Consider the following 14,746-nt stretch of genomic DNA (forward strand, 5'->3'; position numbering starts at 1 on the left):
GAAAACGGGTATTTTCATTTTCCGCTCACTTCTATTTTCACCTGCGGGTTTTTCTGGCGCTCCGCTTCGCTGCTTTTGTCGATGAGGGGTTCCTTTTCCCCGTATAAAAACGACTCCACGTGGGCGGCATCCACGCCGTAATGAGAGACCAGGATGCTCTTGACCGTTTCCACCCGCTCCTTGGCCAGGCGAAGGTTGTATTCCTCATTGCCGATGCTGCAGGTGTAGCCGCGCAAGGTGACAAGGTATTCCGACTTGGCGGCAATGAAATCCTTGATGGCGGTAAAATCAGCGCTGTGGTCGCCCTTGGGCTGCTTGCTGGCAAAATCGAAGAAAATGTCCACCTTCAGCGTGTCTCCGGCCGCTTCTGCCGGCTGGGTTTCGGCCGGCTGGGCATTTGCATTTTCCTTCTCCTGGCCCTCGATCTGCAGGGCGTCGACGACAGGGATGCTCTCCTTTTTCTCGGTCGCGGCCGCGGTTTTCTCTTCGCCGGCCGGGAGGATCAAGACCGAATCGTTCACCCTGACATCCATGTTGACATCGAGTATTTTCACTGTGGAATTGGTGTTTTCGGCTTGGATGACGATAGCCAAGCCGACGATCAGCGGCGGCAGGTCATCCTTCAAATTCCGGCAGATCAGCAGGAAGGTCCCCTTGGCGACCACCCCCTGCCCCAGGTCGACGGTGACATACTGGGACGTGGAGGAGATGGAAGCCGGTATGCCCATCGACAGATCGGTGTACATGATTTTGCCCTTGACGGTGTTGGCCGGTATGCGGGCGAGCAAATAGTCGATTTTTTTTGCAAAAACCGTCGGCTCGGGCTTGAAGGGGACGGCGAAGTCGCCGATGTTCACCGGGTGGCAGCCCGTTTTCAATTGGATGACCGCCGTGTGTTCTTCGACGTTGGTGACTTCGGCCAGCGACTTTTTAAGGAAATACCGGCCAAGGCCCCTGATCGACTTCCCCTGGCTTATGATCATGAGCTGGTCCCCGACCTTCAGCCCGTCCTTTGCCCCCTGGCTGACGATGAGGCTGTCCTGGTCAGAAAAATCATTACGCAGGTCGACCGGCTTGTACGCCGCCTCGATGCGGATATCCTGCGGCATGCTGTCCTTGATGAAATAGGAACAGTTCAGATCGCTATCCGAAATCAGCAAGGCTTCTTCCAAGTATATATAGGTTTTCTGCAGATTATAGATTTTCTTGGCTTCTTGCGCGTTCACCGCCAGCGCCAGGATGAATAAAGTGAAAGTGATAAAAAAAATAGTTTTTTTCATTGTCGCCTCTCCTGTTTGCTTGGAATTGGCATTCTGGGGCTTTTTTTCCCATTATGCTAAATCTAATAAATCAAAAATAAACTTTTGTCAAGTTTATCGCCGCTCCAGCGCCGAAAAACGGGTTCGCCCGGGGTTTCCCCAGGGTTCAGCTCACATGCCAAGCAATTTCATGCTGAAATGGGAAAAAGAGACGAAAACAAGGCTTTTAAAGAGAAAATAGAATACAACGGTGGCGATACTCCTCTTCACGCTGATCTTGGTGAAATGGGCAATGCCCAGAGCCAGGGCCAGAAGATACCAGAGCGAGAAAAAATCAAACTGGGCGAGCACGAGGTAGGATAGGCTCCGGAAGTCCAAGGCGGGAAATAAAATGGTCAGGCCGGTATGCACGAACATGGTTTTCTGAATCGCGACCAAGACGGCTCTCACGACCCCGCCTAGGAACATATCCAGCAGCGACGCGTGCGCGACCGCGGAAAAATAATGGCTGAAATCGCCGGCGGCACCGGCCACCTTGAAAAGCAGATAAACGAAAAAAGCCGCCAGCAGCAGCGTAAGAGCCGCCAGGGGCAGCTGGGTCAGCGCTCCGAAGAGGCGCTGGCCGGGAGTGAATTGATCCAGGCTGGCCAGCTGATCTTCGCTCAACTTGTCGGCCATTTCCGAATCACGGATGAATTTCGCCCCTTCCGCCTTGGTGATAGGATAGGTCACATAGGTGACGATGGCCATGGTCAGCAGGATGAGGGCGAACGCACCCAGCCAGCGCTTCTTATCCATGACCCGGCCGATGGTTGGGCCGGGATTATCAATGATTCCCCTGCAGATTTCCAAAAATTCTTTCATCTTGCCTCTCCTGTCCAATGCGGTCGAATCATGTCACCGCATTTTTCTGTCGAATGCATGTATACGCAACCGGCCGCGATTGGTTGTCGCGTCAGCCGATTTCCGGTATAATTGAAAATCAATCGCTAGTCAAGGGAAAAAAATGAATTACAATTTTGCGGAATTGGAAGCGAAATGGCAGAGGCTCTGGCGGGAAAACGGGACCTTCCGGGCGCTCGCCGAGGGGAAAAGGCCGAAATACTACTGCCTGGAGATGTTCCCCTACCCCTCCGGCTCGGGCCTCCATGTCGGCCACCTCAAGAACTACGTGCCGACCGACGCCTTCTGCCGCTTCAAGAGCATGCAGGGCTTCAACGTGCTGCATCCGATGGGCTGGGACGCCTTCGGCCAGCCCGCCGAAAACGAGGCCATCCGCCGCGGCCGCAATCCGCGCGCGATGGTGCCCGAGTACGCAGCCACCTACCGCGAAACGCTGATCAAGGCCGGGTGTTCCTACGACTGGGAGCGCGAGATCAATTCCAGCCTCCCCGAGTACTACAAGTGGACGCAATGGATCTTCCTGCTGCTCCTGCGCAAAGGGCTGGCCTACCGGGCTACCGCCCCCATCAACTGGTGCCCGTCCTGCAAGACCGGCCTGGCCAACGAGGAGGTCAAGGACGGCCGCTGCTGGCGCTGCGACACCCTGGTCGAAAAGAAGCCGATGCCGCAGTGGTTCTTCCGCATCACCGCTTACGCCGACCGTCTGCTGGCCGACCTGGAGAAGCTGAACTGGTCCGAGGGGATGAAAGAGATGCAGCGCGACTGGATCGGCCGTAGCGAGGGGGCCGAGGTCGATTTCGCCATCAGCGGAGGGGATGCCCGCATCCGCGTCTTTACCACCCGGCCCGATACCCTGTTCGGCGCCACCTTCATCGTCCTGGCCCCGGAGCACCCGCTGGTGAAAGCGATCACCGCCGTGGAACAGCGCGACGAAGTAGACGATTACATCCGCAAGGCGCAAGGCGAATCGGAGATTGACCGCTTGAACGCCGAACGCGCGAAAACCGGCGTGTTCACCGGCGCTTACGCGGTCAACCCGGTCAACGGCGCCAAGATCCCGGTCTGGATTGCCGACTACGTCCTGATGGGCTACGGCACCGGCGCCATCATGTGCGTGCCGGGCCACGACGAGCGGGATTTCGCCTTCGCCAATAAATTCCACTTGCCGGTTGTGCAAGTGGTCAGCCGCGACGGTTCGACCTACGACCTCCAGGCCGCCGAGCCGGCCGAGGGGATCGCCGTCAACTCGGGGCCGTGGAGCGGGCTGACCACGGCCGCGTTCAAGCAGGCGATCGGCCGTTGGCTGGAGGAAAAGAAGATCGGCCGCCCGACGGTCAATTACCGGCTGCGCGACTGGCTGATCTCGCGCCAGCGCTACTGGGGGGCGCCGATCCCCATCGTCCATTGCCCGGCTTGCGGCGAGGTGCCCGTTCCGGAGTCGGAGCTGCCTGTGCTGCTGCCCGAGGTCGAGAACTACCAGCCCACCGGAACCGGCGAGTCGCCGCTGGCCGCCATCCCGGAGTTTGTGCGCAGCCGCTGCCCGAAGTGCGGCGGCGCCGCTCGGCGCGAGACCGACACCATGGGCGGCTACGCCTGCTCCGCCTGGTATTTCCTCCGCTTCGCCGACCCCAACAACGAGGCGGCCTTCGCCTCGCGCTCAACCCTCGACTACTGGCTGCCGGTAGACGTCTATACCGGAGGTATCGAGCACGCCCGCTCCCACCTGCTCTATGCCCGCTTCTGGACAAAGGTCCTGTTCGACGAGGGATTGCTGGGTTTCGAGGAGCCCTTCCTGACCCTGCGCAACCAGGGCTCGCTGCTGGCCCTGACCCCAGGCCGCCGGCCGCGGCCCCCACAACAGGGACCGGGAGTGCCCCAGGTGGCGGGCAGCGGCAACGACGAGAAGATCGTCGACTGGATCGTGCTCAAGCACGACGAGCGCGAGCAATACCCGGCCGACCAGGTCATCTGGCGCTGGGCGCGCATGTCCAAATCGAAGGGCAACGTGGTCACCCCGGACGACATCACCGGCCGCTACGGCGCCGATTCGCTGCGCGTGTACGAGATGTTCGTTGCTCCCTTCGAGGACAACGTCCAGTGGAGCGAGGAAGGCATCCAGGGCTCGCACCGCTTCGTCGCCCGCGCCTGGCGCTGGCTGCAGGCGGCGCTGCCGCTCTGGCAGCCGGACTGGCGCGCGGCCTTGCCGGCAACCATGACCCCGGACGTGCGCGCCGTGCGCCGCAAGCTCCACCAGACGGTGCAGAAGGTCGGGGTGCAGATCGAGTCCTTCCAGTTCAACACGGCCCTGGCCGCCATCATGGAGCTGCTCAACAGCATGTACGCCTATGCGCCGATCGAGAAGGAAGCGCTGGCGCCGCCAGGGGCGGACGCCGCCGTCGTTTCCGAGCTGGCCGAGACCCTGATCCTGCTGCTGGCCCCCTTCGCACCCCACCTGGGCGAGGAAATCTGGCAGCAGCTGGGCCACGAAGCGACCGTCTACCGCGCTCCCTGGCCGGCCTTCGACCCGGCCGTGGCGACCAGCGACAGCGTCACCGTCATGATCCAGGTCAACGGCAAGATCAAGGACAAGGTCAGCGTCGTGCTGGACAGCGCGGAGGAGGAGGTAAAGGCAGCCGCCCTGCAAAGCGACAAGATCAAGCAGCTGCTGGCTGGGCGCCAGATCGTAAAAATCATCTTTGTCAAGAACAAGATGCTGAGCATCGTCTGCAAATGTTAGTCCCTTATAGCAAATTTTCGACTATAGTTAAAAAGAAAATTTGCTATCGAAGGGACTTATATTGCCAAGCAATGAAACGCGGTCCATGGTTGCTACTGCTGGTTTCCCTGCTCAACCTGCACTGCGGCTACCACCTGGCGGGGCGGGGGCGGAACTTGCCGGCTGCGGCCCGGACCGTTGCCATCCCCGCCTTCGTGAATGAAACTTCGAACTTCGGCGCGGAACGGTTCATCAGCGTCGCGCTCAGGGAGGAATTCCTCAGGCGCAGCCGCCTGCGCCTGTGCGCGGCGCCGGAAAAGGCCGACCTGCTGCTGGAGGGGAGGATCAGCGCCTTCGAAACCGTTCCCGTCGCGGCCAGGCGCTGGGAAGTCCGCGTCAGCGTCCATGTCCGCCTGATCGACCTGAAAAAGAACGAGCTGGTCTACGATGGGAGCGGGCTTTCCTTCCGTGAAGCGTACACAGACGACGAAGCCCCCGTAGGGGACAAAGCCGCCTTGGGGAACGAAGTCGCCAAAGGCGATTTTTTCTCACTGGCGGCAGCCGCCCGGGACAAGATCGCGGCGAAACTTGCCGCCGGCATCGTTTCTTCCATCCTGGATAATTTTTAATGCCCGAAACCACTTTTTTCAATTTCATCAACCGCGTGCGCGGCGAGAAAACCTCCCCGCCCTTGCTTGTCCTTCACGGCTTCAACGAGTACCTGGGCGAGCACGTCATCGCCGAGATCAGCCGCTCCTTCGGCCAGGATAAAACCGAGTTCAATTTCAAGCGCTATTATTTCGACAGCGAAGAGGAAAACAGCTGGGAAGACATCCTGGACGAAGCCAACAGTTCGAGCTTTTTTATCAGCGCTAAAAAAATAATCACCGTGGCCATCCGCAGCGAAAAAAAACTGGCATTGAACTCCGCCGCCAAGGAAGCCATCGCCCGTTATCTGCAAAAACCCAATCCCCATGCCACCTTGATCGTCTATGTTTCCCTGGACATCGGCCGCGACGATTACAAGCAGTTGAAAAAAGGCAAGCTCGAAAGCCTGCTCAAATGCTTTCAATCGCCGCAAACCATTGTCATCGACCTGGACAAGACCCCCGAGCTGGAAATAAAAAACTACGTCAAGCAGTACCTGAAAGAACGCAAGATTACCATCACCGTCGGGGCCATGGAAAAAATCCAGGAGATCAAAGGCGACGATTTCATCTCGATCATCCAGCAGCTGCCCAAACTGGAGGCGGCCGCGGCCACCAGCCTGAGCATCGACAACGAGGAAGTCGACGAGCTGATCACCGGCATCAACTCCCATTCCATCTGGGATCTGACCGAAGCCATTGAAAGGGAGGACGCCAGCGCCTACCTGGATATTTTGAAGTACCTGTTCATCAACGGCATCAAGCCGAGCTTCATCATCGGCACCCTGATTTCCTATTATCACAAGATTTACACGGCCAAGTTCCTGATGAAGCACCATTTTTCGATTCCCGACATCGGCAAGGTGCTGCAGCAGCCTTCATTCATCCTGAACAAGTTCATCACCCTGGTCAGGAATTTTCCCGACTTCAAGATCCAGGAAGTGCTGAAGCTGATCTACCGCCTCGATTACGAATCCAAGACCAGCGGCGAGGACTCGGCCCGTATCTCCCTGCAGAATTTCATCTTCCAGGTGAAGTTTTTAAAAAAGTAACGCCGGCCCATACCTGACCGTCACCAGCTTGTGAAATAATCTTATTTTAGATAATAAACCTTTACTGAGTAAGGCAAATATGCTAATCATCTACATATTGGCGGAAAATGGGGATAAGGATTGAACATAAATGAGTAAAACATTCGACCAAAGCAAAGATGAAATAGCCAAACTCTGTCAGTACTTTACCACCAACCGGAAAGCCTTCTTCGCTTCAGGAGTCAAGGAAGCCCATATACGCCAATCGCTCATCGATCCTTTTTTCGAGGCCCTGGGCTGGGACATGCGCAACGCTTCCATGGCCGCGCCGCAATATCGCGAAGTCATCACCGAAGACAGCTTGGATGTGGAAGGCCAACAGAAAGCTCCCGACTACACCTTCCGCGTCGGTACTCTACCGAAGTTCTACGTCGAAGCCAAGAAGTGCGGCGTCAATATCAACATCGACATGGGACCTGCCTATCAACTGCGCCGCTACGGCTTCAGCGCCAAGCTCGCCCTGTCCATCCTTACCGACTTCGAGGAATTGGGCGTGTACGATTGCGCTTCGCGCCCGCGGCCCATTGACAAGGCCAGTCATGCCCGCATCCAGTATTTCGGGTTCAGCGAGTATCCCGACCGTTGGCGCGAAATCTGGGACATCTTCTCGCGCGAGGCCGTCTGGTCCGGATCGTTCGACCAGTATGTCGCCTCCAAACGCAAGCGCGGCACTTCCGAGGTGGACAGCGAATTTCTTAAAGACATTGAAGGCTGGCGCGATGTGCTGGCGCGAAACCTCGCCATTCGCAACAACGATTTGTCGACCGACGATCTCAATGCCGCTGTTCAAAAGATCATTGACCGGATCATCTTCCTGCGCATGGCCGAGGATCGCGGCCTGGAGTCTTACGGACAGCTGCTCAAGCTCTGCGAGCAGCCGGACATCTACAATCGTTTTATGGACAAAGTGTGCCAGAAGGCCGATCAGAAATACAACTCCGGCCTGTTCCATTTCGAGAAAGAAGCGGGCGTCTCCGAAGCGCCGGACTCGCTCACCCCCGATCTGACCGTGGACGACAATGTACTCAAGCCCATCCTGCAAAACCTCTACTTCGAGCACGGCTGCCCATACCACTTCGGCGTCCTGCCCGTGGAAATCCTGGGCACGGTGTACGAGCGCTTCCTGGGCAAAGTCATCCGCCTGACAGCCGGCCATCAAGCCAAGGTCGAGGAAAAACCCGAAGTGCGCAAGGCCGGCGGCGTCTACTACACCCCCGCTTACATTGTCAATTACATCGTCCAGAACACGGTCGGTAAGCAGGTCGAAGGCAAAAGCCCCGTCGATCTTGCCGGCGGTAAAACCAAGTCGCCTTTCCGCGTCCTTGACATGGCCTGCGGCAGCGGCTCTTTTCTCCTCGGCGCCTATCAGTTCCTGCTCGACCATTGTTTGAAATGGTATCTGGCCAACCCTTCTAAAAAATATGACAGCGCCGTTTATCAAAATTCCAAAGGTGAAACCCATCTCACCATCGGCGAACGCAAACGTATCCTCACTACCCACATCTACGGTGTCGATATCGACCGCCAAGCCGTCGAAACCACCAAGCTCTCTTTGCTGCTAAAAGCCCTCGAAGGCGAAAACGACACAACCCTCTCCAAACAGATGACCCTCTTCCATGAACGCGCCTTGCCCAATCTTTCTGATAACATCAAGTGCGGCAACTCCCTTATCGCCTCCGACTTCTCCATGCTTCCCGAAGACCTGGTCCGGGTCAACGCCTTCGACTGGCCCGCCCAATTCCCCGATGCCATGAAATCCGGCGGCTTCGATGCCATCATCGGCAATCCACCGTATATCCCAATCGAAGCGATGGAGGAAAAAGAGCGATTATATTACCAGCGCTCCTACTCACAGGTCGAAAGGAAGTTTGACACATCGATTGTTTTTATTCTACGTGCGTTGCGCCTTGTGAAGCGCTCCGGTTTCGTTGGCTATATCTCTTCAATCACATGGGAAACTGGAGAGAATTACTCTTTCCTTCGGAAACACATGTTTACCGAACATGGCGTCTGTGAGGTCCTGAACTTGCCATTTGATACTTTTAAAGACGCATACGTTGACACAGGTGTCTACATCCTTCATGGCCAGCCTACAAAGTCATATCGGATATACCGCTATCCAAAGAAGACAAAGATTACTTCGCTTGTAGACGTTAAATTCATCAATGTTGATACCAGTTTAATCACAGCACCCGATTACCGTCTAGTCCTCAATCCAAGTGCCCAGACAATACTCATTCGGGCATCACAAAGCCCCGGATTCAAATGTCTGGGCGAAATTACCAAGTCAACTCAAGGCTTGGCTGCAAATCGATTTGAGCGCAATGATTTAGCGCAATCCGATGAATGGTATCCCTTCGGCGAAGATGTACAAGCCTATCGCTATGAATTAGTCGTCAAGGTTAGATCGTTTGCATTCATGCACAATTTTCAGTCACTGAAGCAGTTCTACGCAGCTGAACCAAAAATTCTTATCAGGCGTATTATCAATCGTCAGGATCGGCTTGATGCCTGTTTATGCGATAAACAAATGGTTTTTAAAAAAGACATCAATCCATTTGTGCTAACCATTGCCAAACCAAATACTAAGTTTGTTCTAGGTGTCATCAATAGTCGTCTGCTTTCATATCTTTATGTGAACACATCAGCAATTGCTACGAAAGATGATTTCCGCCAGACGACACTCGCAGAATTACGCCATCTACCTATTCCAATTACTTATGTCAATGCCCCTACGGACAAACAGCGACATGACAAATTAGTGGGGCTGGTGGAAAAGATGCTGGCGCTGACGCCGAAATTGCGAGGGGCCACAGCAGAATCCGAAAAAGCCGCATTGCAGAACGCCGTCACGACGACCGACGCGGAGATCGACCGGCTGGTCTACCAACTGTACGGCTTGACAAAAGAGGAAATCAAAATCGTGGAAGGCAAATGCTGATGATTTCTGAAAAAAGTATTGGGGGGGAGTAACCAAGAAATTGTATAGAAATGAATAAAAAGATTAAGAGAATTAACAATTGGAGTCCTGAAAAGCTAAAAAACTTATCTTATGAAGATTTTATAGATACTTTTGTTTTGGCTATTGAGGATAGAACCAATCTAAAAAGTGGGGACCTTGCGATTGATAATAAAATTATGAAGGGCGCTCCACCTGAATCGATCAATTTGTGCCTAAAAGAAGCGGAACGAAGAAAAATTCCCCTTGCATTAGTTGCAGAACGATTGGTAGGGAGAGCGACTGCTGGGAAATCATTCATTAGTAATTTGATGGCTCCCTCAAACTGGAGAAAATTTGAAATTCAAGCTGCCAAAGCAATAATAAAATGGGTAGAAAGCGATGGCATTAAATTAAATAGAATTGATTTTGATGCCCGGATTATTGGAGAAATAACAAAATCCGTTCGACAGGTTGATTTATGGTTGGAGGCGCCGAACCCCCGACACACTGTTGCTGTTGAATGCAAAGACTACGAATCGGGATTAGTTTCCGTGGAAAAAGTGGAAGCTTTTCATACAAAGTTAAAAGATATCGCTGCAAATAAAGGCATATATGTAACAAAAAATGGATACCAACGGTCTGCCGAAGCAACTGCGGAGCATTATGGTATTGTTTTATTAACGTTCGATTTTGTAGATAAAAATAAGCCACCAATGGATCTAAATGAAAAACAGAGGCTTGAGTTGAGTTTAGCTCAGGGAAATCTTTGGTGTTTGAGGCATAAGGAATCTGCATGGTATTTCAGTGAAACTTAACCTGATAAAATTAAGATCCATAGGGGTTCGGTTTCCAGGTTCCGGAAATCATCATCGATTTGAGAAACGTTCGATTGTCTTTTCAACAGGATTCACGATATGCGTTATTATTAATTTGTATGATCAGATCGTTCAAATGTGCATACACGGAAGCGCTCGCAAAAGGCGATCGCGTCAAACAATTTGTGAACATTGCCAAGGTTGCACGGCGCAAGCTCAGACAGCTCGAGATTGCCGGTCGACTTGATGATCTGAGGGTGCCGCCCGGCAATCACCTTGAAGCGCTCAAGGGGGATCGTTCCGGCCAATACTGCATCCGTATCAACGATCAGTGGCGCATCTGCTTTCGTTGGACGGATTCAGGCGTGGAAAATGTGGAAATCGTTGATTACCACTAAGGAGAATTTATTATGAGCAAACTCGAACCTGTCACTCCCGGAGAGATCCTCCTGGAAGAGTTCCTGAAACCCATGGGTCTCAGTCAATATCGCCTGGCCAAGGAAATTGGCGTTCCCGCTCAGCGGATAAGCGAGATTGTCGCCGGCAAGCGTTCGATCACGGCGGATACCGATTTGCGGTTGTGCCGCTTCTTCGGCCTGTCCAACGGCTACTGGCTGCGCGCCCAGGCCGCCCACGATATGGAAGTTGCGGAGCGCACTCTTAGTTCATCATTAAAAAAGATCAAACCTTGGTCCACATATGCCGCTCAACCAGGTGCTCCATCTACTGCCCGTCCCTCACACGGTTGAGCTTCCCCGTTAGGAGTCATAGGGGTTCGGTCTCCAGGTTCCGGAAATCATTAAGGGCGTCTTTGCTTGCTCTACGTTCGTTTGTTCTGTTTTTTCCTTTTTTGTAAAATCTATTTGACAAAAAAGCCATTTTTTGTTAAATATAAGGCATGAAACGCGAAATCGAAGCCAAACTTGTGCAAATATTGGACCCGCAGTCTCCCAATCGGGTGATTGTGATTGAAGGCGCACGGCAAGTCGGCAAATCCTATCTGGTTAACCGGGTACTGCAATCACAAACACTGCCGGTGCTGGCGTTTGATCTGGAAAAGAAAAAAAGACTGCGCAACCAAATTGATCAAACAGAGGAATTCGCGGATTTTCAAAACCTGATGTTCGACCAGTACGGGCTGAAAAGACCGTCCATCCTTTTTTTCGATGAAGCCCAGGAAAGCTTGAAATTAGCCAGCTACATCCGTTCATTCAAAGAAGATTGGCCCGATATCCGGGTAATTCTGACCGGCTCATCGATGAATCGATTTTTTGCGCAGACCGAACGCATGCCGGTCGGTCGCAGCCAGAGCTTAACCGTTTTCCCCTTCAATTTCTCTGAATTCGTACGCTGCCTTAAAGGCGCGGAATTGGCCGATTTCATTTGCTCGGCACCCGATCAAATCAGCGCTTCACGCCATCGGTTGCTGCTTGAACTTTTCGATCAATATCTGCAGGTTGGCGGCTATCCCGAAGCCGTGCTGGCCCATAAAAATCACCAACCCGTTGCTCCGCTTCTGGATGAAATATTGGCCGGGCTGGAAGAGGATTTTCGCCGCAAGGAAACTTTTCAACCCGAATTATTCCGCAATATCCTGCAGAGCATCGCCAATCATATCGGCAGTCTTTCCAAGCTTACCCAATTTGAAACCAGTAAATATTCAGCCACGAAAATAATTGCCGCCATGAAGGGCTGGCATTTGATTCTGGAAGTAAATCAATCGGCGCTGAATCCGTTGCACACAAAATTTTTACCCAAGCGTTATCTCCATGATGTGGGTATGGTGAATCGCCTGCGTTCCCTGGCCATTCCCCCCATATCCATTCTGGATACCATCGACCCTTTCCTGCGTATCCCTCTGGGCGGTCTTTTTGAAAATGCGCTGCTGATAAATCTGCTGGCCGGGGAGTCGGCCCGCTTTCAGGTCGCAGCCTGGAAAATGGGTCGGAACAGCGATATCGAAATTGATTTTCTCATGGATTTTCCGGAATATGCCGCTAAAATCCCCATTGAATGCAAAGCTGCCGTCTCGCTGAAAAACAAACACTATAAAAATCTCATGCATTATCTCGCTTTGACCAAACAGAAATTTGCCGTCGTAGTTTCCGCCGCTCCTTTTGCAACAATTACTAACGCTGCCAAGCAGACTGTTTTAAACCTGCCTGTTTATCTGGCCAGCAAGGAAAATATCAAAAACTATTATCAAAAAAATCTAAAATAAGTACATTTGGAATGCGGAAAGTCAGAGTTTACCCCACGGTGCTTTATTTATTCGCCAGCACAAAAGTGATTTTAATTCGATTTCCATTCGACTAGTGATAATGTTAGTCCCTTATAGCAAATTCTAAAATTTGTCAGTTTTTTAGAACAAATTTTGAATTTGCTATAATGCTCTTAAGTTACTTATATTGCGAAGCAATGTTAGAGGAAGCTGCGATATTTTGAAGAATGCAACGGGTGAGATTGACATGCGAGGGGCGCTTCATCATGCGCTGAGCCGGGGGCATGGCGGCAAAAAGATATTTTCCGCTTCGCGATTGCCGAGCATTGGTACCAGGTCTTTCATTAATACATCAACAAAGACAAGCCAGGGTGTGATGACACAGGTGTAGGGGCACAGCGCAGCACCGATCCTCGGCAATTTCATGCCGAGCTGATCGGTCTGTCACCCTTGGTGGTGCTGTGCCCTCTTATCGTGATGGTGGGGGTTCTCTATCTGCTGAGGATGACCTGGCGGTCAGGGCGGGGAAAAGGGAGACCGCGTAGAGGGGATAGTTGCAAAAATCACTATCGCGCTTGAAATTCCTGGCTCCGGCCCGCGACAATGCCGTCGGCTTGAACTTCTCGCCGTAAACGCGCAGGCTCCTTTTCTCGCGGCTGGCGCCCGCTTTCACTTCCAAGGGCAGGATGGATTCTCCGCTGGCGATGACGAAGTCCACCTCGGCGCGGCCTGGACTGGTCCAGTAGTGCAGTTCTCCGTTACCGGCCGCAAGCAATTCCTGGGCCGCGAAGTTCTCCACGAAGGCGCCGTTGTATTCCTGGAACAGGCGGTTGCCTTCGATGACGGTTTTTTCGCTCAAGCCCAGGCGCGCTCCCAGCAATCCCACGTCCAGCATATAAAGCTTGAAGGAGCTTTCTTCGCGGTATCCGGCCAGCGGGAGTTTGGGCGTCTTCAGGCTGTGGCATTTGTGCGCCAGACCGGCATTGACCAGCCATTGCACCGAGTCCATGTAATCACGCGCCCGGGCCTGGCCGGCGACGGCGGCAAAGCGGAATTTCTTGTTTTCCCTTCCCAACTGGGCCGGCAACGCGCTCCAGACGCGGCTGTTCTTTATTGCCTCGGCCTTGGTGGTGTGCTTGGCCAAGTCGCGGTCATAGGCGCCGAGAATCTCGGCCTGGACCAAGCGCGCCTTTCCCAGCTCCCCGGTTTCGGAGTAGCGGACGACCGCTTCCGGCATGCCGCCGACGTAGTAGTAGGTCTTGAGCAGGCCGAGCAGGTCTTCATGAAAGCCAGCTTCCAGGGGGGTGAAGTCTTGCTTCTGTTCCAGCAGGCCGCGCAGGCCGGGCCGGCCGATGCCTTCCAGGAATTCGCCAAACGACATGGGCAACAGATTAAGAAAACTCACCTTGCCCACCGGGAAATGTGTCGCTTTCCCCAGCATGGTGCCAAGCAGCGAGCCGGCAGCCACGACATGGTAGTCCGGCGCCAGCTCCTGAAAATATTTCAGGCTGTTCAAGGCTTCCGGGCATTCCTGAACTTCATCGAAGATGATAAGGCTATCTTCCGCAACAATGCGGCTTTCGGTATAAATGGAGAGTTTGTCGATGATCTGTCCGGGGTCAAGGCGGCCCTGGAAAAAATCACCCAGGCGCGGGTCCATCTCGAAGTTGAGATAGACCGAATGGCGATATTCGCTGGCGGCGAACTCCTTGAGAACATAGGTTTTGCCTACCTGGCGCGCCCCGCTGACGATCAATGGCTTGCGGTATGGCGATTTTTTCCATTCCAGCAGCGATGCATAAATGTTTCGTTTCATATGGCCTTAATATCAATAAATGTGAAATTTGTCAATAATTAACTTCATGAAACGTGAAATTATTGTTTTTTTATGTTCAATAAATGTGAAAAATAGTTATAGGGTTTGGTCTCCAGGCTCCGGAAACCATCATCAGTTGGAAGGCACTTGGTCTTTCATTTTAACATCAACAAAGACAAGATGTGATGACGCCGCAGCACCGATCCTCGGCATTTCTATGCCGAGCTAATCGGTCTATCATCACTATGTTTTTAGCGAATTCTAGTATCAGCTAAAAACATCTAGTGATGATATACTTTTACTAGATGATTTCAAAACTTAAAAACGGTTTGAAATC

The 14,746-nt window shown here is 53.1% G+C and carries 11 protein-coding genes; 8 read left to right on the forward strand and 3 right to left on the reverse strand.

The features are described 5' to 3' along the window. Positions 1 to 14 precede the first annotated feature (14 nt). Both NTW95_05855 and NTW95_05860 read right to left on the reverse strand, forming a co-directional pair. Positions 15 to 1,280 carry an OmpA family protein gene (locus NTW95_05855; GenBank protein ID MCX6556942.1) on the reverse strand — a complete coding sequence of 422 codons (1,266 nt, stop codon included), beginning with the start codon at positions 1,278 to 1,280 and terminating at the stop codon, positions 15 to 17. A 150-nt stretch (positions 1,281 to 1,430) separates the two neighbouring features. Then, the gene (locus tag NTW95_05860; GenBank protein ID MCX6556943.1) at positions 1,431 to 2,123 is read right to left on the reverse strand and encodes a YIP1 family protein; all 693 of its coding nucleotides are present in this window, start codon (positions 2,121 to 2,123) and stop codon (positions 1,431 to 1,433) included. A 142-nt stretch (positions 2,124 to 2,265) separates the two neighbouring features. Between NTW95_05860 and leuS the strand changes: the two genes are divergently transcribed. From leuS to NTW95_05900, 8 genes are all read left to right on the forward strand, one after another. After that, positions 2,266 to 4,899: a leucine--tRNA ligase gene (gene leuS, locus NTW95_05865; GenBank protein ID MCX6556944.1), complete on the forward strand. Its 2,634-nt coding sequence runs from the start codon at positions 2,266 to 2,268 to the stop codon at positions 4,897 to 4,899. 71 nt (positions 4,900 to 4,970) lie between these two features. Continuing rightward, positions 4,971 to 5,507 carry an LptE family protein gene (locus NTW95_05870; protein MCX6556945.1) on the forward strand — a complete coding sequence of 179 codons (537 nt, stop codon included), beginning with the start codon at positions 4,971 to 4,973 and terminating at the stop codon, positions 5,505 to 5,507. Further along, complete coding sequence (gene holA, locus NTW95_05875) at positions 5,507 to 6,577, forward strand: DNA polymerase III subunit delta (GenBank protein MCX6556946.1); 1,071 nt, start codon at positions 5,507 to 5,509, stop codon at positions 6,575 to 6,577. Before NTW95_05870 ends, holA begins: the two co-directional genes overlap by 1 nt. A gap of 130 nt (positions 6,578 to 6,707) precedes the next feature. Continuing rightward, a complete protein-coding gene (locus NTW95_05880) occupies positions 6,708 to 9,557 on the forward strand; it encodes an N-6 DNA methylase (GenBank protein MCX6556947.1) in 2,850 nt (949 codons plus the stop codon). Positions 9,558 to 9,607: 50 nt separating this feature from the next. Further along, on the forward strand, positions 9,608 to 10,372 hold the full coding sequence (locus tag NTW95_05885) for a restriction endonuclease (GenBank protein ID MCX6556948.1): 765 nt from the start codon (positions 9,608 to 9,610) through the stop codon (positions 10,370 to 10,372). 119 nt (positions 10,373 to 10,491) lie between these two features. Then, positions 10,492 to 10,770, forward strand: a complete 279-nt coding sequence (locus tag NTW95_05890) for a type II toxin-antitoxin system RelE/ParE family toxin (GenBank protein ID MCX6556949.1) — start codon at positions 10,492 to 10,494, stop codon at positions 10,768 to 10,770. Between the two features lie 12 nt (positions 10,771 to 10,782). After that, complete coding sequence (locus tag NTW95_05895; GenBank protein MCX6556950.1) at positions 10,783 to 11,121, forward strand: HigA family addiction module antitoxin; 339 nt, start codon at positions 10,783 to 10,785, stop codon at positions 11,119 to 11,121. A 149-nt stretch (positions 11,122 to 11,270) separates the two neighbouring features. Next, a complete protein-coding gene (locus NTW95_05900) occupies positions 11,271 to 12,593 on the forward strand; it encodes an AAA family ATPase (GenBank protein ID MCX6556951.1) in 1,323 nt (440 codons plus the stop codon). A gap of 469 nt (positions 12,594 to 13,062) precedes the next feature. On the opposite strand, the gene NTW95_05905 is transcribed toward NTW95_05900, so the two are convergent. Continuing rightward, positions 13,063 to 14,409 carry an ATP-binding protein gene (locus tag NTW95_05905; GenBank protein ID MCX6556952.1) on the reverse strand — a complete coding sequence of 449 codons (1,347 nt, stop codon included), beginning with the start codon at positions 14,407 to 14,409 and terminating at the stop codon, positions 13,063 to 13,065. Positions 14,410 to 14,746: the final 337 nt, after the last annotated feature.

The organism is Candidatus Aminicenantes bacterium, assembly GCA_026393795.1.
Classification (GTDB): domain Bacteria; phylum Acidobacteriota; class Aminicenantia; order UBA2199; family UBA2199; genus UBA2199.

What these genes read in the sequence shown, in the direction of transcription:
- NTW95_05855 (MCX6556942.1), bottom strand. Translation starts at nt 1,280, where the DNA reads ATGAAAAAAACTATTTTTTTTATCACTTTCACTTTATTCATCCTGGCG.
- NTW95_05860 (MCX6556943.1), bottom strand. Translation starts at nt 2,123, where the DNA reads ATGAAAGAATTTTTGGAAATCTGCAGGGGAATCATTGATAATCCCGGC.
- leuS (MCX6556944.1), top strand. Translation starts at nt 2,266, where the DNA reads ATGAATTACAATTTTGCGGAATTGGAAGCGAAATGGCAGAGGCTCTGG.
- NTW95_05870 (MCX6556945.1), top strand. Translation starts at nt 4,971, where the DNA reads ATGAAACGCGGTCCATGGTTGCTACTGCTGGTTTCCCTGCTCAACCTG.
- holA (MCX6556946.1), top strand. Translation starts at nt 5,507, where the DNA reads ATGCCCGAAACCACTTTTTTCAATTTCATCAACCGCGTGCGCGGCGAG.
- NTW95_05880 (MCX6556947.1), top strand. Translation starts at nt 6,708, where the DNA reads ATGAGTAAAACATTCGACCAAAGCAAAGATGAAATAGCCAAACTCTGT.
- NTW95_05885 (MCX6556948.1), top strand. Translation starts at nt 9,608, where the DNA reads ATGAATAAAAAGATTAAGAGAATTAACAATTGGAGTCCTGAAAAGCTA.
- NTW95_05890 (MCX6556949.1), top strand. Translation starts at nt 10,492, where the DNA reads ATGATCAGATCGTTCAAATGTGCATACACGGAAGCGCTCGCAAAAGGC.
- NTW95_05895 (MCX6556950.1), top strand. Translation starts at nt 10,783, where the DNA reads ATGAGCAAACTCGAACCTGTCACTCCCGGAGAGATCCTCCTGGAAGAG.
- NTW95_05900 (MCX6556951.1), top strand. Translation starts at nt 11,271, where the DNA reads ATGAAACGCGAAATCGAAGCCAAACTTGTGCAAATATTGGACCCGCAG.
- NTW95_05905 (MCX6556952.1), bottom strand. Translation starts at nt 14,409, where the DNA reads ATGAAACGAAACATTTATGCATCGCTGCTGGAATGGAAAAAATCGCCA.